Source organism: Psychroserpens damuponensis (assembly GCF_000826655.1).
Classification (GTDB): domain Bacteria; phylum Bacteroidota; class Bacteroidia; order Flavobacteriales; family Flavobacteriaceae; genus Psychroserpens; species Psychroserpens damuponensis.
Window position 1 is genome coordinate 212,101 of record NZ_JXJO01000011.1, and the last position, 24,818, is coordinate 236,918.

Genomic DNA, 24,818 nt, shown 5'->3' on the forward strand with positions numbered 1-24,818 from the left:
ATGAGCGAAAATTTACCTAATAATAATACCAACGAAGAAGTTGATTTAGGCGTTTTATTTAATGCAATAGGAGATTTCTTTAATAAGATATTTAATTTTATAGGAGGAATTATTAAAGCAGTTTTTTCAACGGTAGTCTTTTTAATTAAAGCTATAATTGAGAATTTTAAACTTATCTCTATAGTCGTTTTATTAGCTTTATTAGTTGGCTTTGGTTTAGAGAAAACCAAAACGCCAATTTTTTATTCTGAAATGTTAGTTAAACCATATTTTAATTCTAAATATCAATTGGTTTCTAACATTGATTATTACAACTCTTTATTAGAAAGTGAGAATTATGGCGATTTGGCGACTATTTTTGAAATTTCTGAAGATGATATAAAAACTATAGAAAAATTTGAAATTGATGTTGGTCCAGAAACTGAAAATCAGTTAATTCAAGAATATGATGAATATGCTAAATCTATAGACAGCATTAGAGCTCAAGAACTAACTTTTGAAGATTTTGTTGAAAATAGAGATTTATATTCTAGTGATGTTTTTAGTATTAGAGTAATGTCTACTAAAAGAAATATATTTAAAAATCTTTCAAATGGATTTAACTCAACATTCAATAATGAGTATTCTAAAAAATTAATGCGTGTTAGAGACTCCACTATTGCAATTAAAAAAGCCACTTATTTAAAAGATTTAAAAAAGATAGATTCTTTACAATTAGTATACTTACAAATTTTAAATCAAGAATCTAAAAACCGAGCAGTATCTGTTGGAATTGAGGGATTATTACCATTAACACAAGAGAAAACTGAAACTAAAGAATTTGATTTATTTAGAAATGAAATAGCCATTAGAGATTCTATTCGAGTTTTAGATGAACTAAAAATTGAAGAAAGTGTTTACTACGATGTTATTACAAATTTTTCGGAAATAGGCCTAAGGTCTAATGAATTTGAAAAGCGCTACACTTTGATTTTTCCATTACTGGCTATGTTTATATTATTCCTTATGTATTTTGCAATTAAGGTGATAAAATTTGCAAAAGAATATGAAGGATAAAACAATTTTAATTACTGGAGGAGCGGGATTTATAGGTTCAAATTTTATTCCTTATTTTCTAGAAAATTATAAATCTACTAAAATTATAAATTTAGATAAGCTCACTTATGCTGGTGAGCTTTCTAATTTAGAAACAATTGCATCTCATAGCAACTATACCTTTATTAAAGGGGATATTTGTGATAGAGCGTTAATAGAAAATCTCTTTGAGACCTATAATTTTGATGCTATTTTTCATTTTGCAGCAGAGTCTCATGTTGACAACTCAATTAAGCATCCCGATGCGTTTATTAAAACAAACATTTTTGGAACATTCAATCTTATAGATGTTGCAAAAAACCATTGGATGGAAGCAGCCAATACCTTTAAAGCAGGATGTGAGGCTAAGCGTTTTCATCACATCTCAACAGATGAGGTGTATGGAACACTAGGCGAAACAGGTTTGTTTACAGAAGAAACAGCCTATGCACCAAACAGTCCTTATAGTGCCTCAAAAGCTTCTTCAGATTTTATAGTTAGAAGTTATTTTCATACCTATGGGATGAATGTTGTAACCACCAATTGTTCTAATAATTATGGACCAAAGCAACACGATGAAAAGCTTATACCAACCATAATTAGAAAAGCAATTAATGGAGAGCAAATTCCTATCTACGGAAATGGTAAAAATATAAGAGATTGGTTATATGTATTAGACCATTGTAAGGGAATAGATTTGGTTTTTACAAACGGAATATCAGGAGAAACTTATAATATTGGTGGACACAATGAAAGAGATAATTTGTACATCGCTAATAAAATTTGTGAACTTTTAGACCATATAAAGCCTAAACAAGACTCTTATAAAAAGCAAATATCATTTGTTAAAGATAGACCAGGTCATGATTTTAGATATGCTATTGATGCTTCAAAAATTGAAAATCAATTACATTGGAAAGCCGATGAGAATTTTGAAACTGGAATCAAAAAAACAATTGACTGGTATTTAGATAAATATAAAAATGTATGAAGGGAATTATTTTAGCAGGAGGTTCTGGTACAAGGCTTCACCCATTAACAAGGGTAGTAAGTAAGCAGCTAATGCCAGTTTATGATAAGCCAATGATATATTACCCATTAACAACTCTAATGTCAGCAGGTATTAGGGAAATTTTAATCATATCGACATCAAAAGATACACCTAGATTTAAAGAACTTCTAGGAAATGGAGAAGATTATGGCTGTGTTTTTAAATACGAAGTACAAGAAAATCCAAATGGTCTCGCAGAAGCATTTATTATAGGAGAGTCCTTTATTGGTCAAGATAAAGTAGCGCTTATATTAGGAGATAATATATTTTATGGCTCTGGATTAGAAGAAAAATTACGACAACTAAATGATATTGATGGTGGTATTATTTTTGCCTACCATGTTCAAGACCCACAGCGTTATGGTGTGGTTGATTTTGATGAAAATAATAAAGCCCTTTCTATAGAAGAAAAACCAAATCATCCTAAATCAAATTATGCTGTTCCTGGAATTTACTTTTATGATAACTCAGTTGTAGAAATAGCAAAAAATATAGAACCCAGCCCTCGAGGAGAATTAGAAATAACAGACGTCAATAAAACCTATTTAGAACGAAAGCTATTACATGTAGAAATTTTAGATAAAGGTACAGCATGGTTAGACACAGGTACATTTAATTCTTTAATGCAAGCGTCTCAATTTGTTCAGGTTATAGAAGAGCGTCAGGGATTAAAAATAGGTTGTATAGAAGAAACCGCATATAAAATGGGGTATATAAATAGAGATCAACTTAGTAAGTTAGCAGAGCCATTGCTTAAAAGTGGTTATGGTGAGTATTTACGAAACTTATAGTTTTTATGATTGTAGAAAAAACACATTTAAAAGACTGTTATGTGCTTGAGCCTCGTGTATTTGAAGATCATAGAGGTTATTTTTTTGAAAGCTTTAATGCTAATAACTTTCAAAAAAAAACAGGCCTTGTAATTGATTTTGTTCAGGATAATGAGTCAAAGTCTTCTAAAGGCGTTTTAAGAGGTCTGCATTTTCAAATTGGAGCATATGAGCAGTCTAAGTTAGTTAGAGTTGTTCAAGGTGCAATTATAGACGTTTGTGTAGATTTAAGAACAGACTCTCCAACGTTTCTTCAATCCTTTTCGGCAGAATTAAATGATGAGAACAAAAAACAATTATTTGTACCTAAAGGTTTTGCTCATGGTTTTGTTGTACTAAAGGATAACACAATTATTAATTATAAATGTGATAATTTTTATCATAAAGATGCAGAACGTGGTATCATTTATAATGATAACGATTTAAATATAGATTGGAGACTATCAAAAGATGAAATCATACTTTCAGAAAAAGATGAAGTATTACCAACACTTTCAGAATATTTAAATGAAAATTAGAGTTTTAGTTACAGGAAGTAATGGTCAATTAGGTAAAACTATTAAAGATTTTTCTAATGATTTCACCAATACAATTGATTTTGTTTTTTTAGAAAAATCTAAATTAGACATCACTAACAGTAAGGTTGTAGAGCATTTATTTAAAGAGCATAACTTTGATTATTGTATTAATTGTGCAGCCTTTACAAACGTAGATTTAGCCGAAACCGAAACGCAAAAAGCACTAGACGTCAATGCTCACGCAGTTAAAAATTTAGCCGTGAATTGCAAACAATATAATACAACTTTAATTCATGTATCTACAGATTATGTTTTTGATGGCTCAAAAGAGTCTCCCTATTTAGAAAGTGATATTACAAACCCAATAAATACTTATGGCGAATCAAAGTTATTAGGTGAAACATATATTAGAGAACACCTTTCCAATTACTTTATTATAAGAACCTCATGGCTGTATTCAAAGTTTAATAACAACTTTGTAAAAACGATATTTAATAAACTTAAGGCAAATGAAAAATTAACAATCATTACATCGCAAAAAGGTACACCATCGAGTTGTCGTGATTTATCAGAATTTATTTTTTTTATAATCAGCAAAAAGAACACAAGTTATGGTACTTATCATTTTTCGGCCACAGGAGAGACCACTTGGTATGGATTGGCATTACATATATCAAAATATTTAAACAAAAGTTCAAATGTTAAACCCATACAAAATTATCCAACAAAAGCACAACGACCATTATACAGTGTGTTGAATAATAAAAAGGTAGAACAACTATATAATAAACCACTAAAAAAGTGGAAAGACAGTGTTGATGATGTTCTTGAACACTTAACAAAAGAGTAAGTCAATTTAATCGTATGATAAATAAGAACAAAAATCATACATTTGCAAAAGATTCAGCCTATTTAAAATAGGTTTATACTAATGTTTTAAACATAAGAAATGCAGAAAAAAGTAGCATTAATTACAGGAGTAACAGGACAAGATGGAGCATATTTAAGTGAGTTTCTATTAAAGAAAGGGTATATAGTTCACGGTGTGAAGAGAAGATCATCACTTTTTAATACAGGTAGAATTGATCATTTATACCAAGATCCTCATGAAGAGAATCAAAATTTTATTTTACACTATGGGGATTTAACAGATAGTACTAATTTAATTAGAATTATTAAAGAAGTTAAGCCTGATGAGATTTATAATCTTGCAGCGATGAGTCATGTTCACGTTTCTTTTGAAATGCCAGAATATACTGCTAACGCAGATGGGATAGGTACACTACGTTTATTAGAAGCCATTAGAATTTTAGGTTTAGAAAAAACAACTAGAATCTATCAAGCTTCAACATCTGAGCTATATGGTAAAGTACAAGAAGTACCTCAAACCGAAACAACCCCTTTTTATCCAAGAAGTCCGTATGCAGTTGCTAAAATGTATGCTTATTGGATTACTGTAAACTACCGTGAAGCTTATGGTATATATGCTTGTAATGGTATATTATTTAATCACGAATCGCCAATTAGAGGTGAAACATTTGTGACAAGAAAAATAACAAGGGCGACTTCTAAAATAGCTTTAGGGTTACAAGATAAAATTTACTTAGGTAATTTAGATGCTCAACGAGATTGGGGACATGCTAAAGACTATATTAGAATGATGTGGATGATTCTTCAAGCCGATGAAGCAGAAGATTGGGTCATTGCTACAGGTAAAACCACAACGGTTAGAGATTTTATTAAAATGTGTTTTGATCACGTTGGTATTGAACTCGAGTTTAAAGGCGAAGGCTCTAGTGAAAAAGGCTTTGTTAAATCTTGTAGTCAACCAGAATATCAAATTGAGGTTGGTAAAGAGGTTATTGCTGTAGATGAAAAGTATTTTAGACCTACTGAAGTAGAATTGCTTATTGGTGATGCTACAAAGGCAAAAGAAAAATTAGGATGGATTCCTAAATATGACCTACCAGCTTTAGTTGAAGATATGATGACCAGCGATATTAAATTAATGCAAAAGCAACAATACCTTAAAGAAGGAGGCTATAGAATCAAAAATTACTTTGAGTAATGACTATTAAAAAACTATCATTTTTATTTTCATTAATTATTGTATTGACATCGTTTTGTGGCTCAAAATTAGAGCAAATACCTAAGAAAAGATATAAAGGCATTGATAGAACCTTAAATCTTTTAAATAGTAGTACAAAAGAACATCCTAATAATGTAGAGATATTGTTTTATGGACAATCGATTATTGGAGGAATGAAGACAAATATTTTAGTTGATTCTTTAAAAAAACGCTTTCCATTTGCTATTATTAGTTTTAAACACAAGCCAATAGGAGGGTTTACAATCCCTAACCTTATTAAAACCGCAGAACACGATGTCTATCATGAAAATCCAGATTTGATCATATTTCATGCATATGATGGTATTAAGGACGGACTTTTTGACACTTTAATTAAGCGTATAAGACAAAGAATGACTTCTGATATTCTTTTGTTAGATCACCATTATGTTTGGAATACACCAGAATCAAAATTAGAATCTATAAATAAATCTCATGATTTTGATTCGGAGGCTATTCAAGACATTGCTAGAAAATATGATTGTGGTTTTATTGATGTTAGAGCACAATGGAAAGCATATTTGGAAAACAATACAATATCTCCCAATGAACTTATGGGGAATACTATAACTCCTAATGTGCACCCAAATGATAAAGGAAACGCGCTTTTGAGAAATATTGTATTGTCTAAGTTTGTTAAGAAGAATACCCTTAATAACCCTAAAACAGATGATAGCTTAAGAACTATATTAAATTTTGATAATGCTTCTAAAAAAATCACAACCAATTTCACAGGCAATAGGGTGGAGTTTTTTGCTAGTCCAATAGGAGAAGAAGCTGCTGTCGAAGTTCTAATAGATGGAAAGAAGCCTTCAGAGCACAGAGGTTCGTATTATATAACAAGACCATCAGAAGGCTATCAAACATGGATGCCAGCAATAAAAAATGTTTCTTTTGGAAATGCCTTTCCAAGAAGTGAAACTTGGACAGTAACCCTTTTTGATATAGATAGAGAAACAAAACAGTTTAAGTTTAAAACTGAAGGAAGTATAACAGGATTTGATGGTGAGGGAAATTCGAAAACTGACTTTATTTCAAATTCTGAACGAATAGAAATAAAAAAAGAAGACTTTTATGTTTTTCAAATAGAAAATATCTTTAAAAAAGAAACCCCTGAGGGATTTCAAATTAAATTTAATGTTGAACAACTAATTCAGGATAGTATAGTTATAAAAAGGAATAATTCTAAATACACTCTATTTATGAGTGACAAGGTCAATAACCATAGTTTAAATATAAAACTTATTAAAGGTGGTTTAAGTTTTAAGCAATTAATTGTGCTTAAACCATACATAATAGAAAAATAAAATTCAAAATTTTAATGTTATTTAATTCTATTGATTTTGCTATAGTTTTTCCATTACATTGGATACTATCTCAAAAACTATCGCCAAGATTTTTTTTTATTTTAGCTTCTAGCTATTTCTTTTACAGTTGGTGGGATTGGAGATTTTTAATATTGATAGTGATTAGTTCATTCGCAGAATTTATAATTGGCAAACTCATAAACAATACTAGAAGTAAAGAAAAAAAAATAAACGTATTATCAGCTAAATTGAATTCAGATGATATATAGATCATATTTGGCCCAACAGATAACTCAAAAAAAGTAAATGCTTGGGAAGAACCAACAGAAACTTAAAACAACGTTTTAGTGGTTCCCTTAAGCCTAATGATTAAAGAACTAAAGTACAATTAATAACGCTTTATGGATAAAAATTCTAAAATATATATAGCAGGACATCGTGGTCTAGTAGGGAGCGCGTTATTAGAAAACCTTCAACAAAAAGGATATCACAACATTGTTACACGAACTCACAAAGAACTAGATCTCACCAATCAAAATGAGGTTTCAAAATTTTTTACTTCGGAAACACCTGACTACGTCTTTCTAGCTGCTGCAAAAGTAGGAGGCATTATTGCAAATAATGTCTACAGGGCAGATTTTATATATGCCAACATGATGATACAAAATAATGTGATTCATCAAAGTTATAAGCATGGAGTTAAAAAATTACTCTTTTTAGGTAGTACATGTATTTACCCTAAAAATGCGCCACAACCAATGAAAGAAGATTATCTTCTCACAGATACATTAGAATATACAAATGAACCTTATGCCATTGCTAAAATTGCAGGTATAAAAATGTGTGAGAGTTATAATTTGCAATATGGAACAAACTTCATATCTGTAATGCCAACAAACCTTTATGGTCCTAATGATAATTTTGATTTAGAAAAATCTCATGTTTTACCTGCACTTATAAGGAAAATACATTTGGCCAAATTACTTAACGAAAATAAAATTGAGGCTGTTTTAGAAGATCTAGGTATTACAAATATTGAAGACGCTAAAAACTATTTATCTACCTTTGGCGTTTCTGAGAATAAGGTTGAGATTTGGGGTTCTGGAAAACCTAAAAGAGAATTCTTATGGTCTAAAGATATGGCAGACGCATGTGTGTTTATTATGCAAAACAGGGACTTTAAGGATACCTTTTCCGCAGAAAATAAAGAAATAAGAAACACTCATATAAATATTGGTACTGGAGAAGATATTTCTATCAAAGAATTAGCAGAAACAATAAAAGATAGTGTTGGATTTAAAGGCGAGTTAATTTATAATACAAATAAACCAGACGGAACATTGAGAAAATTAACAGATGTCTCAAAATTAAATGCGCTGGGTTGGAAACATAAAATGGAGTTAAAAGACGGAATAAATAAGATGTATGAGTGGTATAGAAATAAATAATAATTTAAAAATTGCTATAGAAGCATCTTTAAAAGCAGGAGAGGTTATAATGCAAGTGTATGACACTGCTTTTAATGTAGAAATTAAAGATGATAAATCTCCTTTAACCGAAGCAGATAAAAAGGCTAATGATATCATTAATTCATTTTTGACTCCCACACCAATTCCAATTATAAGCGAAGAGAATAAGCAAATTGATTATTCTATTAGAAAAAATTGGGAACAATGTTGGATTGTAGATCCTGTTGATGGAACTAAAGAGTTTATAAAACGTAATGGAGAATTTACCGTTAATATCGCTTTAGTGAATAATGGAATACCGTTATTAGGTGTAATTTATGTTCCAGCTTCAAAAACACTTTATTTTGCAGATAACACTAAAAATAAAGCTTATAAAATTGAATTAACTTCTCATGACACTTCTATATCAGAGATTTTAAATTCTAGTGAAGAGCTAAAGCCTAAAAACAATACGAGCAACCTAGTTGAGGTTGTTGGTAGTCGCTCACATATGAGTCAAGATACTTTAGACTATGTAGATGAGCTTAAAGCTAATGGTAAAGATGTAGAAATTGTTTCTAAAGGAAGTTCTTTAAAGTTTTGTTTAGTTGCAGAGGGAAGTGCAGATGTATATCCTAGATTTGCGCCTACGATGGAGTGGGATACAGCAGCAGGCCAAGCAATTTGCAATGCAGTTGGTATAAAGGTCATTTCGAAAGAAACAAATCAATCATTATTATATAATAAGCAAAATCTTTTAAACCCTTGGTTTATTGTTACTAAATAATGAAAGATCAGTCACATAAAAGACATATTGCTAAAACCATTACATGGCGAATTGTTGGTACAATAGATACTATAATTCTGTCTTGGATAATTTCTGGAGATCCTATTACAGGATTAAAAATAGGCTCAGCTGAAGTTATTACTAAAATGTTATTATATTACTTTCATGAACGTGTTTGGTTTAAAATAAACCTATCTAAAGAAGGCGAAATTCTTGAAAGTAGGAAAAGGCATATTGCCAAAACATTTACATGGAGACTTATAGGGACTATAGACACTATGCTTATTGCTTGGGTGATTTCTGGAGATCCTTTAACCGGATTAAAAATAGGATTTGCTGAGGTCATAACAAAAATGCTATTATATTATCTACACGAACGTTTTTGGTATAAACTTAACTATGGTTTATCAAATAGAAGTTAATACTAGTCGTTATAAATAAAAACCTAAACCGTTAATAATGAAAGAGAACATTATTGCTCATAATTACCAAATATCAAGAAAAGATAGGATTACAGCCCATAAGCACAATTCATTTTTAATTTGGTTTACAGGGCTTTCTGGCTCAGGCAAATCTACAATTGCTAATTTAGTAGAACAAAAATTATTTGAGTTAGGCCTAAAAACGTATTCATTAGATGGAGACAACATTAGAAAAGGGATCAATAGCGATCTCACCTTTGCTCCAGAAGATAGAACCGAAAACATAAGACGAATTGCCGAAGTGTCAAATTTAATGCTAGATGCGGGACTTATTGTATTAGCTGCATTTGTTTCGCCATATAAAAAAGATAGAGAGAATATTAGAACTATCGTTAAAGATGTTAACTTTGTAGAAGTTTACATTAATACAAGTGTAGAAGAATGTGAACGTCGAGATGTCAAAGGTTTATACAAAAAAGCTAGAGCTGGAGAAATCAAAAATATGACTGGAATTTCTGCTCCATATGAAGCCCCAGAGAATCCTGACATTGAAATTAAAACTGAAAATGAAACTATTGAAGATTCTGTGACTAGAATTGTAGAGTTTATAACACCAAAATTACAACTCAACCATGAGTAAATATTATTTAAATTACTTAGACGAATTAGAGAGTGAGGCCATTTACATTTTACGTGAAGTTTGGGCACAATTTGAAAACCCTGTGATCTTATTTTCAGGAGGAAAAGATTCTATATTAGTCACGCATTTGGCTAAAAAAGCATTTTATCCTGCAAAAATTCCTTTTCCTTTAATGCATGTAGATACAGGTCACAATTTTCCTGAAACGATACAGTTTAGAGATGATATCATTAAGGATCTAGGTGTACAGCTTATAGTAGGTTCTGTTCAAGAATCTATTGATGATGGTCGTGTTGCTGAAGAAAAAGGTAAAAACGCAACCAGAAATGCTTTGCAAATAACAACGTTACTTGACGCTATTGAATCCAATAAAATTGATTGTGCCATTGGAGGTGGACGACGTGATGAAGAAAAAGCACGAGCAAAAGAGCGTTTCTTTTCACATCGAGATGATTTTGGTCAATGGGATCCAAAAAATCAAAGACCAGAGCTTTGGAATATTTTCAACGGAAAACACTTTGAAGGAGAACATTTTAGAGCTTTTCCAATTAGTAACTGGACAGAAATGGATGTTTGGAATTATATTAAGCGAGAGAATATCGCCATTCCTTCATTATATTTTGCACATGAAAGAGAAGTGGTTTGGAGACAAGACACTTGGATACCTAATTCTGAATTTTTAGTTTTAGAAGATCATGAAGAGGTTGTAGTTAAAAAAATTCGTTTTAGAACATTAGGTGATATTACAATTACAGGTGGTGATGAATCTGATGCAGATACATTAGAAAAAATAGCTACAGAGGTGGCAGGTATGAGAAATACTGAGCGAGGAAACAGAAGTGATGACAAACGATCTGAATCTGCTATGGAAGATAGAAAACGTCAAGGATATTTTTAAAAAGGTAAAAAACAATGTTAGATAATAATCAATTATTACGTTTTACTACAGCTGGAAGTGTAGACGATGGAAAAAGTACTCTTATTGGTCGATTGCTTTATGATTCTAAATCCATTTTTGAGGATCAATTAGAAGCTATTACTAATACAAGTAAAAAGAAAGGTCACGAAGGTGTAGATTTAGCTTTATTTACTGATGGCTTAAAAGACGAAAGAGAGCAAGGTATAACTATTGATGTTGCTTATAGATATTTTACAACGCCAAAACGTAAATTTATCATTGCAGATACTCCTGGGCATATACAGTATACTCGTAACATGGTTACTGGAGCTTCAACAGCAAATGCTGCGATTATATTAGTTGATGCAAGACATGGTGTTATTGAGCAAACTAAAAGACACTCATTTATTGCTTCGTTACTACAAATACCTCATATTATTGTGTGTATCAATAAAATGGATTTGGTAGATTATGCTGAAGATGCTTACAATAAAGTTATTAATCAATTTGAAGAGTTTTCTTCAAAATTATTAGTTCAAGATATTAGATTTATACCAATTAGTGCTCTTAATGGAGATAATGTGGTGAATAGATCTGAAACAATGAGTTGGTATCAAGGTGCACCTTTATTACATACTTTAGAAACGATGCATATTAGTAGCGATATTAATAAAGTTGATGCTAGATTTCCTGTACAAACTGTTATTAGACCACAAAGCGAGACGCATAGAGACTATAGAGGTTATGCTGGTAGGGTTGCTAGCGGAATTTTTAGAGTTGGTGATGAGGTCACAGTTATGCCATCTGGATTTACATCTAAAATAAAAACGATTGACACTTTAGACAAAACATTAGATCAGGCTTATGCACCTATGTCTATCTCTATGACCTTAGAAGATGATATAGATATAAGTAGAGGAGATATGATTGTGCGCTCTAATAACAAGCCCGAATCTGCTCAAGATATTGAAGTCATGTTGTGTTGGTTAAATAATAGTCCTGCAAAGCCTAGAGCTAAATATAGCATTCGCCATACTAGTAATGAGCAAAAAGCAATGATTAAAGAGGTTGTTTATAAAATTAATGTAGATAGTTTAGATCGTAATACTGAAGATAAAGATCTAAAAATGAATGATATTTCTAAAGTGAAAATTCGTACTACTAAGCCTTTAATGATTGATTCTTACAGAGAAAATAGAACCACCGGAAGTATAATATTAGTTGATGATACAACTAATGAAACTGTTGCTGCTGGAATGATTGTTTAAAGTGCTTTATGAAATACCAATCTTTAGTTCTTTTTATAATAGTTGTAGTTTTATTATCATGTTCTGATAAAAGACCAAAACCAGAGGATCTCATTTCCGAAGAAAAAATGGTTGATGTTATTTATGAGGCTTCCATTTTAACTAATGCTAAAGGTGTAAACAAGAAGCTATTAGAAGACAATGGTATACAGCCAGAACAGTTTGTTTTTTCAAAATACAATATTGATAGTTTACAATTTGTAAATAGTTTGAATTACTATGCTAGTTCTATAGAAACGTACGATCTTATTTATACCAAGGTGGACAACCGAATTAATTTAGAGAAAGAACGTATTGAAGCGCTTATAGAAAAGCAGGTAAAAGAAAAAAAAGAAAATAAAGAGAGAAAAAGTAATAAAGATAAAATTGTAACTGAAAGAGGTCAATTAAAATCTAATACAGTTGATACTTTTAATGTTGACTTAGAGGTGTTTAAGTATGAAGATGTTGGACTAAAGGTGTTTGAAACAGATGAAAAATACCGAGAAAAAAACGTCTTTAAACTCACACGAAAATCTACAATCAATCCTGCTTATTTAAGTGTAAATAACGATAAAACTTCTAAAGGAGAATCAGTAGAGGCCACGATATATGTTAAAAAAACGAAAGATAATAGTGCATTTGGTTTTAGAATTTCAGGAATCTATCCTAATAGAGTAGATGCTTTATTTAATTTAAAAGATGGTACGTTAAAAGCGGTTAAGTCTACAGGTTTATTTACTAATGAAACAGCTTCTATCAAATTGGTTGATAAAGAATGGTATGAGTGTAAGATACGTGTAAAAACTAAAGTTGATAAAGTAAGAATCGTGTTGGGCCCAACCGATATTGATAAATTGGTAAAAGTATGGGAGTCAAAATCAGATAACCTTTCTCACGTTTATACTACGATTCCTGTTTTAATAAGAGAATGAGAGTAACGGTTTATTGCATTTGTAAAAATAGAACCTTCAAAAAAATATGAATAAAAAACTACCAGATTTTTTAATCGTAGGAGCTGCAAAATGCGGTACAACCTCTTTAGGAGATTATTTAAACGAACATAAAAACATGTTTATTTGTAATCCCAAAGAGCCAAAGTATTTAACTTATAGCTTTTTAGAAAACGCTTATAAAGGCAAAGGTGATGACTTCACAAAAAAGAAGGCTATAAAAACACTAGAAGGCTATAAAGATTTATTTAAGAAGGCTAAAGATAACCAGTATAAAGGTGAGTCTAGTGTAGATTTGTTATATTATTATGATCAATCTATTCCTGTAATAAAAGAAGTTTTAGGAGATCCTAAAATTATTATTATGCTTAGAAATCCTTCAAAAAGAGCATTTTCGGCTTATGGTCATTTAATAAGAGACGGCAGAGAAAATTTGTCATTTATTGAGGGATTAGAAAAGGAGGATGAAAGAATGAAACTTGATTATGAGTTTATTTGGGCTTATAAAAATGCCAGCTTTTATGCAGATTCCACTAAGGCCTTTTTAGAAAATTTCACCAATGTAAAAGTTATCATCTTTGAAGAATTTGTAAAAAATCAAGAAGAAATTACAAATGAAGTTCTAGAATTTTTAGGGGTTAAAAATGAGTCAAATAACTTCTCTGAAGTACATAGAAATATTTCGGGTAAACCTAAATCACAATTATTAAACACTTTACTTTTAAAGGATAGTTTTGTGAAATCTATTTTAAAAGCTTTGTTACCTAGTAGTTTTCGTGCACGAGTTAAGTACGTTATCCAAAAAAACAATTTAAAGCCTTTAGAAACAAAGCAGGATGAGGCTAATTATTTAAATGGTGTTTTTGATAACGATATAGATAAGCTTCAAGAAATTTTACAGAAAGATTTATCTTTTTGGAAACAATAAACATAGTTAATAATAAATAAGTGAAATCCCTTCAATCATTAAAATCTGTGTTTTTTAAGAAGAGTATGAGCGTACTCTTTATAAAGGTTTTTGGAATTTTATTACAGTTTATTGCAATTTTCATCATTACTAATAATGCAAGTGAGGTGCTCTTTGGAAAGTTTAACTTTATGAGTTATGCTTTAATTTTATGTGGAGCTATTTGTTTATTAGGGATGAATAATTCTTTTTTACAGTTTTCTGGAAAGTTACAAGCTCAAAATGATTTCAATCAAGTAGTTTCCTTATACAAACGCATGTTTGTAATTTTAATTTCGAATTTCATTGTTATTTTATTGTTTTACAAGTGTTTAAGTGATTGGTTTCGTATTGAGTACTTTGAAGATGAAGATGTTAAAAACTTATTTGACAAAGTGATTTTCGTGCTTTGTCCTTACACCGTTTCTATTTTAAATTTTCAGGTATTAAGAGGTTTAAATCTCTTATATATGTCTGAAATAGCGTCGAACATTTTTCGATTTGGAGGTTTGTTAATTTTAAGTTTAGTACTATACGCCTTAAAAGATTATTCATATTTAATAGAGGGTTATATATTCATATTTTATCTAATAAGTTTCGTAACGACGTTAATTATTATTTTTCAGCTCATAAAACTAAAAAGTAAATCATTGGTTAAAATTGGGTACAAGGAAATTGTAAAAACATCAATACCAATGTCTTTTAGTTTAATCACGCTTCTCATGATGCAGAGCTTTGATGTTTTTATCTTAGAAAAGTACTGGTCGTTTGAACAAGTGGCTTTTTATGGTGCAGCAGTTAAAATTACAACCGGAATAGGAATTATATTAACAACAATTAATGCGGTAATAGCACCTGATATCTCAAAGCTATATTTTTCCCATCAGTACCAAAAACTAAAAGTATTGATTGTAAAATCTACGATGTTAAATTTTTATTTAACGATTCCTGCAATACTATTTATTTTTCTTTTTTCTGAAAACATATTAGCATTATTTGGTAAAAATTATGTCATAGCAAATTCAGCTTTAGTACTCATGATTATTGCTCAAATGTTTAATGCTTTTTGTGGATCTGTTGGTGTTTATCTCAATATGACAGGTAGACAAAAGGTGTATTTATTTATACTTGTGCTTGCTTTGATGTTAAACATTATCTTAAATTTAATTTTTATTCCACAATATGGTATGTTTGGTGCAGCAGCAGCAACAGGTATTAGTATGATTTTTTGGAATGTAACAGGTGTGATTTATATTTATAGAAAAGATAAAATAGGTGTGTTTATTTTAAGTAAGTACTTAACATAAAGCATCAGTCGCAAAAACACTAAGTAAATCGCGTATGGGTTTACATTTAATAATATCATTTGATGTTATTTCTTACATCTACTGTTTATATTATATTTGCTTTATATTTATTAAAATTTAATCTCTGTACTTAAATTGTAATTTGACCATTTTAAATTATTAAACAATAGAGAACTATATAAACATGCTATAAGAAGTATCAATTTAATGAAGGGCAAGACTATATTTTTATTACTTTTTGTATCGCTTTTTTTGCCGTTGCTACTTTTTACTGTTGTACCTGTTTATCTAAAATTACTTTTTACCCTTAACTTTCTCGTCCTGTTTGTAATTACTTTAATGTATTTATATAAGGATTCTAGGTTTTCTCCAATTTTAGCCGCTTTTATTGTATTTAGTTTCTTGTTTTTCATACTAGCTCCAATGCTTCAAATACATGATGTATACAAGCTCAATGATTTAAAAATGCCTAATAAAATGATCTATAAAGATTATTTAATGGTAAAAACAAATCTGTATATTTTCTTGTTTAACGTTGTCGTTTTTATCGCTTACCGCTTCTTCATGTCAAGAAAGGCTAAATTAAAGCCCTACAAAACTGATAAATACTTGCCTATTCATATTTTGATTTTATTTGGTATTAGTATTGCGATTCTCTTAATTAATTTTGACTATATAAAAGCTGAATATTTCGAACATAACTATTTAGCATTAGTAGGCACCTCTAAATCGGCTTTGCTATTAAGAGAGAAAATCATTTTAATGATCCCTTTTCCTGCATTTATTTTAAGTATCTACTATATTAAAAAAGCTAAGAAAAAAAACACTAACTATTACATCATTTTACTGGTTTCAATCCTGTTTTTAATCTTATTACTACTCATAAAAAATCCTCTTACCGAAAAGAGAAATGCTCTTGGGCCAATTTATTTAACTATAATTTTCTTTTTAATACCTAGATTGTTAAATACAAATTTTAAGTCGTTGTTGTTCTTATTTTTTGCAATGGTGATTATATTTCCTACCATTTCGCTAATCACACATTCTGGTTACTCATTAGAGCAACTAAGGGCTAATCCTAAATTATTACTTTATCAACTTAAAAATCATGGTGTATCTAATACATTTACAACGTTAAATTATGATGCGTTTATTAATTTTTCTGCTACAATAGAACATGTCGAGAGAGATGGATTGTCATATGGAAGACAACTGTCTGGAGGTGTTTTTTTCTTTGTGCCTAGAAAAATATGGGTAGATAAGCCAATATCGACAGGTGAGTATATTGGAGAATATTTAGAAAGAGAATATAAAGAAAAAGGGAAAAGAAGTTTTAACAATTTATCTAACCCTTTAGTGTCTGAAGGCTACATAAATTTTGGGATAGTAGGTATTATATTATTTGCAATAATTTTAGCCTATTTTCTATTTATGATGTCTGTTTGGATAAATAGCCGAGATCCATTAAAAGTTGCAGCAGGATTTTATGCATCAATGCATATGATATTTTTCTTGAGAGGTGATTTTACTAATGGTTACGCCTTTTTGATTGCTAGTTTTGTGGTTATTTTGTTGATACCAAAAATTTATTTTATTTTGTTTAGAACGGCATTAAAAAAACAGTCAAAAAATGCCTAAAAAAATGCCTACACAATTATTAAATATATTTCTAGTATTAAATAGTGCTATAATTCTTGTGCCTGATAAATTTAAAGGAGTTCCTGTAATAGGGCTTTTATTAAGTACAATTTATTATTATGTGGTTAATAAATCTGATAATAAGTTTAAGTTTAAACTGTTTTTCATAAGTACGAGTTTCTTTCTAATTCTATTACTTAGTATTTTATATTCAGAAGACCTTAGTTATGCCTTTAGAAAATTAGAAACAGGACTTTCTCTTATCGCTTACCCTATTGTGTTTGTTTTAATATATAACTGTAAAGAGCAAATTAATAAATCAGTTATTCAAACTCTAAAATGGGTTTTCATACTCACTTTAGTTTTCTTTTTAGTTACAACATTTACATATTACTTTTTAACAGAGCCGTATTATACATTTAAGAGTACTATCATTCATTATCATACGCTAGTAGACTTGAGAATAATTGGCTATGAAATTCATTCTATTTATTTATCAATGCATATAGGTGTTGCCATTATCTTTTTAATAGATATTATCTACAACATCAAGAGGCCTAAAGTCATATATCCCGTTCTCTTATTAATCTTGCTTTTTGTTTTTCTAGCCATATTAAATAAAAAAGGACCTATTATAGGTTTAGGTATAGTTGGCATATTATATTTTATAAAAACTAAAACTAAGAGTAAAACCGCCTTATATTTTTTAATTTTTGGAGGCATTTTTATGTTAACACTAGTCTTTATTCCTAAGTTTAATAACATCAATAGGTTTAAAGAATTGGTTGATATCGAAGGTTTAACCAAAAACCCTAAATCATCAACAGCAACGCGACTCATGATTTATAAATGTGCTATTATACAAGCAATAGAGTCTCCAATAATTGGTTATGGTTGGGGAGATACAAGAGATGTTTTAAATGAATGTTATGAAGCTAATCCAAACATATCAGTACGAAGTTATAATACGCACAATCAGTTTTTAAGTATCCTCTTACACGCAGGTGTAATTGGGCTGTTTGTGTTTCTTTATTACTTTTATTATATATTTAAATTTTCTAATAAAAATAGAAATCAACTATTGTTTTTTTTATTATTGTACTTTGGTTTAAACATGCTTTCAGAGAATATTCTTGAGCGCGAAGATGGTGTTATATTTTATTCCTTCTTTATTAATTTATTTCTGTTTACATCTAAATTAAACGAATCAACTGAGACATAGTAATCCGTTGATATTATAAACTTTTTGTAATGAACGTTATACACGTATTAGAAGATTTTTCATTTCAAAGTGGTGGTATTAGAACCGTTGTTTTAGATTTACATACAAGATTATTAAATCATAACATTAACTCTAAAATACTTACCACAAGAATAGAGGAAGGAGATCAAGCTATAAAAGTTGAAGGAGAATCTACACCATGGCGTTATTCTAAAAACCTAAAAAGCACTTTAAATACACTTAATAACCAAAATAAAATAAGCATCATACATATTCATGGTGTTTGGATGTATCCACAATACGCAGCTGCAAAATTTGCCAAACAACATCATATTCCTTTTTTAATTACCTGTCATGGTATGTATGAACCATGGTTGTGGTCACAAGGAACATTAAAGAAGAAACTATACTTTAATTTAGTTGTAAAATCTGTATTTGCAAAAGCTAATTATTTGCATGTAATTACAAATAATGAAGCTAACAAAATAAAAACCCTATTCCCAAATACACCTACGGTAGAAATTCCTAATTTAATCGATTCAAATCTTGCAGAAGAAGGTGAATATAATACAAATGAAAAATACGTTTTATACGTAGGAAGATTAGATTCAAAAAAAGGAATAGATCTACTCATAAAAGCTTTTTCAAATATAAACCCAGAAGGCTTTAAACTAAAAATAGCTGGTAACTTTAGTGACTATAAACAAAAATTAGACGAATTAGTGGTATCGCTAGGCATGGAGCACAAAGTTGAGTTTTTAGGTCTAATCACTGGTGAAGAAAAAATAGTTTACTTTAAAAATGCTCATGTTTTTGTAGCGCCTTCACACTCTGAAGTTGTAGGTATGGTTAATCTAGAAGCTGCCATCTATAAAACACCTGTGATTACTACTTTTCAAACAGGTTTGAAAAAAGAATGGTCTCAAAATGGTGGAATGCTTGTGAACCCAAATTTAAATGAGATAGAAACCGCATTGAAAACAGCACTTAATTGGACCGTAAAACAAAGAAACGATAACGGACTAAAACTTCATAATTTTGTTTTAAAATCATATTCTTGGCAATATAGATTTAACGATTGGGTTAAACTCTACCAAAATATGCTCAATTAAGCCTAGAATAAGTCATTTTAACTAATAAAAGATGAGTTTTTTTATTTTTTTAGAGATAAACAAATGATAATTTTATCTTTGAGATTATTTTAAAGTTGATGAAGAAAAAAATCTTAGTTACTGGCGGTTCAGGTTTTATAGGAACTAATCTTATTGAATACTATAAAGATAGGTACGAAGTTTTAAACCTAGACAATTCAAAACCAAGAAATCAATCCCATTCTTCGTACTGGAGAGACATCGATATTTTAGACAAAGACAAAACAATACAACTTTTTAAAGATTTTCAACCACATTATGTTTTACACATGGCAGCGAGAACAGATCTCGATGGTAAAACATTAGATGATTATGCAGCTAATATTAAAGGTGTTGAAAACATAATTACCGCTATAAATCAAACAAAATCTATAGAAAAAGTCATTTTTGCTTCAAGTAGGCTGGTTTGTGAAATAGGCTATACGCCTAAAAATGAATTTGATTATAAACCCTCAACCGTTTATGGAGAAAGTAAAATAGTTGGAGAGAAAATAGTTAGAGATTCTAAGCAATTAGAAAACAATTGGATAATTGTGAGACCTACATCACTTTGGGGACCATGGTTTGATATTCCTTATAAAAACTTTTTTGACTCTATCAAACGTAAAGTTTACGTGCATCCAAAAGGAGTAAGTATTCATAAAAATTTTGGTTTCGTAGGCAATTGTGTTCATATACTAGATAAATTATTATTTGATAATACATTAAACACTCAAACGGTTTATTTGTCAGATTTTAAACCATTAGAAGTGAAACAATGGGCTAATATTATTTCAAATAAATTTCATGGACACGATATTAAATCTGTACCTTTATTTGTATTAAAAACATTAGCTATAGCTGGTGACATTTTAAAAAAATTAGGCTATAATTCACCTCCAATAACCTCATTTAGGTTAGATAATATCATGACCAACATGATTTATGATACCACTAAAGTTGAAGAAGTTGTAGGAGCGCTACCTTATAGTTTAGAAGAAGGAACAACAATAACATACAACTGGTATAAAGCACATAATTAATGTATCAAAATTTAAAAACATTTAGTGTCCCTGGAGACTTTCGAGGAAAATCTAAAGTTGTTGTGCAGCTTTGGTGGATAGTAGAAAAAACACTTTTTGCTTGGTCACCACAATTTTTCTATGGTTGGAGACGATTTTTATTAAGATCATTTGGTGCTAAAATTGGTAAAGATGTGCTTATTCGTCCCTCAGCAAAATTTACATATCCTTGGAAAATAACCATCGGTGATTATACCTGGATTGGTGAAGACTGTATTTTATATAGTCTAGGCAATATCTCAATAGGTAAACATGTAGCAGTTGCTCATGGCGTGTATTTTAATACAGGACTTCATGATTATACCAAAGAAAGTTTTGATATTGGTCATCAAGAAGTAATCATTGAAGATGAAGCTTGGATTACTAATGATGTCTATATCGCTCCAGGCGTAACAGTTGGTAAAGGATGTGTTATTGGTGCCAGAAGCAATGTGTTTAAGGATATGCCAGAAGGTTTTATTTGCTACGGAAATCCAGCTTCAGCAGTAAAAAAGAGAAAGATTGAAAACTAATAACATCACCATTATTGGAGTCAACTATTCGCCAGAAGATAGTGCGATTGGCTTATACACAACACAAAAAGCAGAATATCTAGTCTCAAAAGGTTACAACGTATCTGTCATAACAGGCTTTCCATATTATCCGCAATGGAAAATTCGCTCAGATTATGAACATAAAAAAAGATGGTACAAAGAAATCGTAAATGACGTTTCGGTGTATAGATACAAACAATATGTACCAGCAAATCCTACATTTTCTAAACGAATTATACACTTGCTTAGTTTTACCTTCGGAAATGTGCCAAACCTGTTTAAAATAGCTAAACCAGACCATGTCATCTGTATTGTACCATTTACGTCCTCCATTTTACTGGGTTGGTTCTTGAAATTAAGATACCGTTCAAAACTATGGATCCATATCCAAGACTTTGAATTTGATGCAGCCATAGATTCTGGTCTGCTAAGTAGTAATAAGTCATTTTTTATTAAACGAATACTTTGGTTAGAACGAGCCTTGCTCCATAAAGCTGATACCATTAGCACAATTAGTAATGGGATGCTTAAAAAATTAAAAACTAAAGTAAAAAACACAAATACTTATTACCTCACCAATTGGCTTGATACGTCTAAATTTAGAGTTAAAACCGAGAGTAAACATCCTTACCTCGCTTCAGAAAAATTTAAAATAGTATACTCTGGAAACATAGGTGCCAAGCAAGATTGGGATTTTTTCTTTAAGGTGTTAGATGTACTTAAAACAATTAAAGATATAGAAGTTATAATCGTAGGTGAAGGTGCAGAAAAAATTAAGGTCGTTGAAGGCATCAAAAACTATGATTTTGTTAAACATCATAATTTAGTGCCTTACGAAGAGCTTCCTTTACTTTTATCTAGTGCAGATGTTCATTTTTTATTCCAAAAAAGCGATGTTATAGATACAGTAATGCCATCTAAATTATTAGGTATGATGGCGAGTTCTAAACCATCTATTGTTACAGGAAATAAAGACTCAGAAGTAGCCACAGTCTATGAAAATTCACAAGGTGGATATTATTATAGCGATAACCTGTTAAATCAAGTTGTAGACAGTATTAAAACATTAAAAGGTGATAAAAACCTATGTAAACAATTAGGTGAAAATGCAGAGGCTTACGTTATTAAAAACTACTCAAAAGAACCTATTTTAGATCGTTTTATCCTCGAGCTAGAAAAGTAATATACACCTATAAACTCTAGTATTATCTAATATTATTTAAAATAGAAATAAATTTTTGACCCAACTCTAGTTTTAAATTAAATTATTTTATTCAACCACCTTTATTTTTCTATTTTTGTTTCTAAATATATTAATGAATGAAAATATCTGTAATTGGAACAGGCTATGTTGGTTTAGTCACAGGCACTTGCCTTGCCGAAACAGGAAATGAAGTACTTTGTATTGATATAAATCAAAATAAAGTTGAACAAATGCAAAAAGGAAATGTTCCAATTTATGAGCCTCATTTAGATGTTTTATTTGAACGCAACATTAAAGCCAACCGACTTAAATTTTCAACCTCACTATCAGAAGGATTAGAACATGGTGAAATCATTTTTTTAGCATTACCCACTCCAGAAGATGAAGATGGATCTGCCGATTTATCATACGTACTAGGTGTTGCTAAAGAGATTGGTAAACAACTAAAAGAATATAAAGTAATTGTTGATAAAAGTACTGTACCTGTAGGAACTTCCGATCGAGTAAAAGCAACTATTGCTAACGAAACCAATGTAGAATTTGATGTTGTTTCAAATCCAGAATTTTTAAGAGAAGGCTTCGCTGTAGACGATTTTTTAAAACCAGAACGAATTATAATAGGATCGAGTTCAGAAAGAGCTTCTAAATTAATGGAAAAACTCTACAAACCATTTGTGCGCTCTGGCAACCCAATAATTACCATGGATGAACGCTCGGCAGAACTTACAAAATATGCAGCAAATGCTTTCTTAGCAACAAAAATCACCTTCATGAATGAGATTGCTAATTTTTGTGAAAAAGTTGGCGCAGATGTAGATAAAGTAAGAGTAGGTATGGGAACAGACTCTAGAATAGGAAAACGATTCTTGTTTCCTGGTATAGGTTATGGCGGTTCTTGTTTTCCAAAAGATGTAAAAGCCTTATATAAGTCTGGAGAAGATAACGGTTATGAATTTGATATTTTAAAATCTGTTATTAAGGTTAATGACATTCAGAAAAAAATATTAATGCCCAAAATAATGTCGCATTTTAAAAACGTTTTAAAAGGCAAAACGTTTGGAGTTTGGGGATTAGCTTTTAAACCAGAAACTGACGATATTAGAGAAGCTCCAGCATTATATATAATTGATGAGCTTTTAAAAGCCGGAGCATCAATAAGAGTTTTTGATCCAGAAGCCATGGAGAATGTTCAAAAAAAATATGGTGATAAATTACAGTACTCTAAACATATGTACGAAGCTACTAATGACGTTGATGCTTTGATTATATGTACAGAATGGAGTATATTTAGAACTCCCGATTTTGATAAATTAAAATCTAAAATGAAAACTCCTGTTATATTTGACGGAAGAAACCTCTACGAAGTAAATGATGTTAAAACTGAAGGGTTTTCATATACTTCTATAGGGCGTAATACAATTAATTAATGAAACATATACTTATAACTGGTGCTGCAGGTTTTTTAGGTTCACATTTATGCGATCGCTTTATAAAAGAAGGGTACAAAGTTATAGGCATGGATAACTTTATAACTGGAGATATACGCAATTTAGAACATTTAAAATCTAATGATAATTTTGAATTTATAGAGCACGATGTTACAGAGTATATCGATGTTGATGTCACTCTAGATTACATACTACACTTTGCGTCACCAGCGAGTCCAATAGATTATTTAAAAATACCTATCCAAACCCTAAAAGTTGGATCCTTAGGGACGCATAATTTATTAGGTTTAGCAAAAGCAAAGAAAGCGAGGTTGTTAATTGCATCAACTTCCGAAGTATATGGTGATCCACTCGTACATCCTCAAACAGAAGATTACTATGGTAACGTTAATACCATTGGTCCTAGAGGTGTCTATGATGAAGCTAAACGATTTCAAGAATCAATAACCATGGCATATCATAGATTTCATGGTGTTGAGACTAGAATAGTACGTATTTTTAACACCTATGGTCCTAGAATGAGACTTAATGATGGTAGAGTTATTCCAGCCTTTATGGGACAAGCATTAAGAGGCGAAGATTTAACCGTTTTTGGAGACGGCTCTCAAACCCGATCGTTTTGCTATATTGACGATCAAGTTGAAGGGATTTATAGACTTTTACTAAGTGATTATGCATATCCAGTAAATATTGGAAATCCACATGAAATATCAATACGTGATTTTGCAGAGGAGATTATAAAATTAACAAATACAACACAAAAGGTTATTTATAGAGATTTACCTGTAGATGATCCATTACAAAGACAACCAGATATTACTTTAGCTAAAAAATTACTAAATTGGGAACCTAAGGTTGAAAGAGAAGAAGGCATGATAAAAACATTTGAGTATTTCAAGAGCTTATCACATGAAGACCTTTTTAAACGAGAGCATAGAGACTTTTCAAAACACATAAAACCGTAAT

General features: G+C 30.4%; 24 protein-coding genes. All 24 read left to right on the plus strand.

Going from position 1 to position 24,818, the window contains the following annotated elements; genetic code table 11:
• Entirely contained in the window at nucleotides 1-1,056 is a 1,056-nt protein-coding gene (locus tag TD29_RS06170) for a hypothetical protein (protein WP_040279603.1), read from the plus strand.
• Nucleotides 1,046-2,065: a dTDP-glucose 4,6-dehydratase gene (rfbB, locus tag TD29_RS06175; protein ID WP_040279604.1), complete on the plus strand. Its 1,020-nt coding sequence runs from the start codon at nucleotides 1,046-1,048 to the stop codon at nucleotides 2,063-2,065. The genes TD29_RS06170 and rfbB overlap by 11 nt, the downstream gene beginning before the upstream one ends.
• Complete coding sequence (gene rfbA, locus TD29_RS06180; RefSeq protein ID WP_040279605.1) at nucleotides 2,062-2,916, plus strand: glucose-1-phosphate thymidylyltransferase RfbA; 855 nt, start codon at nucleotides 2,062-2,064, stop codon at nucleotides 2,914-2,916. The genes rfbB and rfbA overlap by 4 nt, the downstream gene beginning before the upstream one ends.
• Nucleotides 2,917-2,921: 5 nt before the next feature.
• On the plus strand, nucleotides 2,922-3,473 hold the full coding sequence (gene rfbC / locus TD29_RS06185) for a dTDP-4-dehydrorhamnose 3,5-epimerase (protein WP_040279606.1): 552 nt from the start codon (nucleotides 2,922-2,924) through the stop codon (nucleotides 3,471-3,473).
• Nucleotides 3,463-4,323 (plus strand): dTDP-4-dehydrorhamnose reductase, encoded by an 861-nt coding sequence (gene rfbD / locus TD29_RS06190; protein ID WP_084203405.1) that lies wholly within the window; start codon nucleotides 3,463-3,465, stop codon nucleotides 4,321-4,323. The genes rfbC and rfbD overlap by 11 nt, the downstream gene beginning before the upstream one ends.
• Before the next feature lie 99 nt (nucleotides 4,324-4,422).
• Nucleotides 4,423-5,541 (plus strand): GDP-mannose 4,6-dehydratase, encoded by a 1,119-nt coding sequence (gmd, locus tag TD29_RS06195; protein ID WP_040279607.1) that lies wholly within the window; start codon nucleotides 4,423-4,425, stop codon nucleotides 5,539-5,541.
• A complete protein-coding gene (locus tag TD29_RS06200) occupies nucleotides 5,541-6,908 on the plus strand; it encodes an SGNH/GDSL hydrolase family protein (RefSeq protein ID WP_040279608.1) in 1,368 nt (455 codons plus the stop codon). Before gmd ends, TD29_RS06200 begins: the two co-directional genes overlap by 1 nt.
• Before the next feature lie 401 nt (nucleotides 6,909-7,309).
• On the plus strand, nucleotides 7,310-8,356 hold the full coding sequence (locus TD29_RS06210; RefSeq protein ID WP_040279610.1) for a GDP-L-fucose synthase family protein: 1,047 nt from the start codon (nucleotides 7,310-7,312) through the stop codon (nucleotides 8,354-8,356).
• Complete coding sequence (cysQ, locus tag TD29_RS06215; RefSeq protein ID WP_040279611.1) at nucleotides 8,334-9,143, plus strand: 3'(2'),5'-bisphosphate nucleotidase CysQ; 810 nt, start codon at nucleotides 8,334-8,336, stop codon at nucleotides 9,141-9,143. The genes TD29_RS06210 and cysQ overlap by 23 nt, the downstream gene beginning before the upstream one ends.
• Nucleotides 9,143-9,565, plus strand: coding sequence for a DUF2061 domain-containing protein (locus TD29_RS06220; RefSeq protein ID WP_040279612.1), 423 nt, complete (start codon nucleotides 9,143-9,145; stop codon nucleotides 9,563-9,565). The genes cysQ and TD29_RS06220 overlap by 1 nt, the downstream gene beginning before the upstream one ends.
• A gap of 37 nt (nucleotides 9,566-9,602) precedes the next feature.
• On the plus strand, nucleotides 9,603-10,205 hold the full coding sequence (gene cysC / locus TD29_RS06225; RefSeq protein WP_040279613.1) for an adenylyl-sulfate kinase: 603 nt from the start codon (nucleotides 9,603-9,605) through the stop codon (nucleotides 10,203-10,205).
• On the plus strand, nucleotides 10,198-11,103 hold the full coding sequence (gene cysD, locus TD29_RS06230) for a sulfate adenylyltransferase subunit CysD (protein WP_040279614.1): 906 nt from the start codon (nucleotides 10,198-10,200) through the stop codon (nucleotides 11,101-11,103). The genes cysC and cysD overlap by 8 nt, the downstream gene beginning before the upstream one ends.
• Before the next feature lie 14 nt (nucleotides 11,104-11,117).
• Complete coding sequence (locus TD29_RS06235) at nucleotides 11,118-12,371, plus strand: sulfate adenylyltransferase subunit 1 (RefSeq protein WP_040279615.1); 1,254 nt, start codon at nucleotides 11,118-11,120, stop codon at nucleotides 12,369-12,371.
• An 8-nt stretch (nucleotides 12,372-12,379) separates the two neighbouring features.
• Entirely contained in the window at nucleotides 12,380-13,324 is a 945-nt protein-coding gene (locus tag TD29_RS17820; RefSeq protein ID WP_052466991.1) for a DUF4296 domain-containing protein, read from the plus strand.
• A 46-nt stretch (nucleotides 13,325-13,370) separates the two neighbouring features.
• The gene (locus TD29_RS06245; protein WP_040279616.1) at nucleotides 13,371-14,270 is read left to right on the plus strand and encodes a sulfotransferase family protein; all 900 of its coding nucleotides are present in this window, start codon (nucleotides 13,371-13,373) and stop codon (nucleotides 14,268-14,270) included.
• Between the two features lie 65 nt (nucleotides 14,271-14,335).
• The gene (locus TD29_RS06250) at nucleotides 14,336-15,595 is read left to right on the plus strand and encodes an MATE family efflux transporter (RefSeq protein ID WP_040279617.1); all 1,260 of its coding nucleotides are present in this window, start codon (nucleotides 14,336-14,338) and stop codon (nucleotides 15,593-15,595) included.
• 339 nt (nucleotides 15,596-15,934) lie between these two features.
• Entirely contained in the window at nucleotides 15,935-17,233 is a 1,299-nt protein-coding gene (gene wzy / locus TD29_RS06255) for an O-antigen polysaccharide polymerase Wzy (protein ID WP_052466992.1), read from the plus strand.
• A complete protein-coding gene (locus tag TD29_RS06260) occupies nucleotides 17,226-18,455 on the plus strand; it encodes an O-antigen ligase family protein (protein ID WP_040279618.1) in 1,230 nt (409 codons plus the stop codon). The genes wzy and TD29_RS06260 overlap by 8 nt, the downstream gene beginning before the upstream one ends.
• Nucleotides 18,456-18,484: 29 nt before the next feature.
• Nucleotides 18,485-19,567: a glycosyltransferase gene (locus TD29_RS06265; RefSeq protein ID WP_040279619.1), complete on the plus strand. Its 1,083-nt coding sequence runs from the start codon at nucleotides 18,485-18,487 to the stop codon at nucleotides 19,565-19,567.
• A gap of 98 nt (nucleotides 19,568-19,665) precedes the next feature.
• Complete coding sequence (locus TD29_RS06270; protein ID WP_040279620.1) at nucleotides 19,666-20,628, plus strand: NAD-dependent epimerase/dehydratase family protein; 963 nt, start codon at nucleotides 19,666-19,668, stop codon at nucleotides 20,626-20,628.
• Nucleotides 20,628-21,179, plus strand: a complete 552-nt coding sequence (locus tag TD29_RS06275) for a WcaF family extracellular polysaccharide biosynthesis acetyltransferase (protein ID WP_040279621.1) — start codon at nucleotides 20,628-20,630, stop codon at nucleotides 21,177-21,179. Before TD29_RS06270 ends, TD29_RS06275 begins: the two co-directional genes overlap by 1 nt.
• Nucleotides 21,169-22,383, plus strand: coding sequence for a WcaI family glycosyltransferase (locus TD29_RS06280; RefSeq protein WP_040279622.1), 1,215 nt, complete (start codon nucleotides 21,169-21,171; stop codon nucleotides 22,381-22,383). The genes TD29_RS06275 and TD29_RS06280 overlap by 11 nt, the downstream gene beginning before the upstream one ends.
• Nucleotides 22,384-22,520: 137 nt before the next feature.
• A complete protein-coding gene (locus tag TD29_RS06285) occupies nucleotides 22,521-23,831 on the plus strand; it encodes a UDP-glucose dehydrogenase family protein (RefSeq protein WP_040279623.1) in 1,311 nt (436 codons plus the stop codon).
• Nucleotides 23,831-24,817: a UDP-glucuronic acid decarboxylase family protein gene (locus TD29_RS06290; RefSeq protein WP_040279624.1), complete on the plus strand. Its 987-nt coding sequence runs from the start codon at nucleotides 23,831-23,833 to the stop codon at nucleotides 24,815-24,817. Before TD29_RS06285 ends, TD29_RS06290 begins: the two co-directional genes overlap by 1 nt.
• Nucleotide 24,818 lies beyond the last annotated feature (1 nt).

Coding starts and splice junctions, on each gene's coding strand:
- TD29_RS06170 (WP_040279603.1), top strand. CDS start 1: ATGAGCGAAAATTTACCTAATAATAATACCAACGAAGAAGTTGATTTA.
- rfbB (WP_040279604.1), top strand. CDS start 1,046: ATGAAGGATAAAACAATTTTAATTACTGGAGGAGCGGGATTTATAGGT.
- rfbA (WP_040279605.1), top strand. CDS start 2,062: ATGAAGGGAATTATTTTAGCAGGAGGTTCTGGTACAAGGCTTCACCCA.
- rfbC (WP_040279606.1), top strand. CDS start 2,922: ATGATTGTAGAAAAAACACATTTAAAAGACTGTTATGTGCTTGAGCCT.
- rfbD (WP_084203405.1), top strand. CDS start 3,463: ATGAAAATTAGAGTTTTAGTTACAGGAAGTAATGGTCAATTAGGTAAA.
- gmd (WP_040279607.1), top strand. CDS start 4,423: ATGCAGAAAAAAGTAGCATTAATTACAGGAGTAACAGGACAAGATGGA.
- TD29_RS06200 (WP_040279608.1), top strand. CDS start 5,541: ATGACTATTAAAAAACTATCATTTTTATTTTCATTAATTATTGTATTG.
- TD29_RS06210 (WP_040279610.1), top strand. CDS start 7,310: ATGGATAAAAATTCTAAAATATATATAGCAGGACATCGTGGTCTAGTA.
- cysQ (WP_040279611.1), top strand. CDS start 8,334: ATGAGTGGTATAGAAATAAATAATAATTTAAAAATTGCTATAGAAGCA.
- TD29_RS06220 (WP_040279612.1), top strand. CDS start 9,143: ATGAAAGATCAGTCACATAAAAGACATATTGCTAAAACCATTACATGG.
- cysC (WP_040279613.1), top strand. CDS start 9,603: ATGAAAGAGAACATTATTGCTCATAATTACCAAATATCAAGAAAAGAT.
- cysD (WP_040279614.1), top strand. CDS start 10,198: ATGAGTAAATATTATTTAAATTACTTAGACGAATTAGAGAGTGAGGCC.
- TD29_RS06235 (WP_040279615.1), top strand. CDS start 11,118: ATGTTAGATAATAATCAATTATTACGTTTTACTACAGCTGGAAGTGTA.
- TD29_RS17820 (WP_052466991.1), top strand. CDS start 12,380: ATGAAATACCAATCTTTAGTTCTTTTTATAATAGTTGTAGTTTTATTA.
- TD29_RS06245 (WP_040279616.1), top strand. CDS start 13,371: ATGAATAAAAAACTACCAGATTTTTTAATCGTAGGAGCTGCAAAATGC.
- TD29_RS06250 (WP_040279617.1), top strand. CDS start 14,336: ATGAGCGTACTCTTTATAAAGGTTTTTGGAATTTTATTACAGTTTATT.
- wzy (WP_052466992.1), top strand. CDS start 15,935: ATGTATTTATATAAGGATTCTAGGTTTTCTCCAATTTTAGCCGCTTTT.
- TD29_RS06260 (WP_040279618.1), top strand. CDS start 17,226: ATGCCTAAAAAAATGCCTACACAATTATTAAATATATTTCTAGTATTA.
- TD29_RS06265 (WP_040279619.1), top strand. CDS start 18,485: ATGAACGTTATACACGTATTAGAAGATTTTTCATTTCAAAGTGGTGGT.
- TD29_RS06270 (WP_040279620.1), top strand. CDS start 19,666: ATGAAGAAAAAAATCTTAGTTACTGGCGGTTCAGGTTTTATAGGAACT.
- TD29_RS06275 (WP_040279621.1), top strand. CDS start 20,628: ATGTATCAAAATTTAAAAACATTTAGTGTCCCTGGAGACTTTCGAGGA.
- TD29_RS06285 (WP_040279623.1), top strand. CDS start 22,521: ATGAAAATATCTGTAATTGGAACAGGCTATGTTGGTTTAGTCACAGGC.
- TD29_RS06290 (WP_040279624.1), top strand. CDS start 23,831: ATGAAACATATACTTATAACTGGTGCTGCAGGTTTTTTAGGTTCACAT.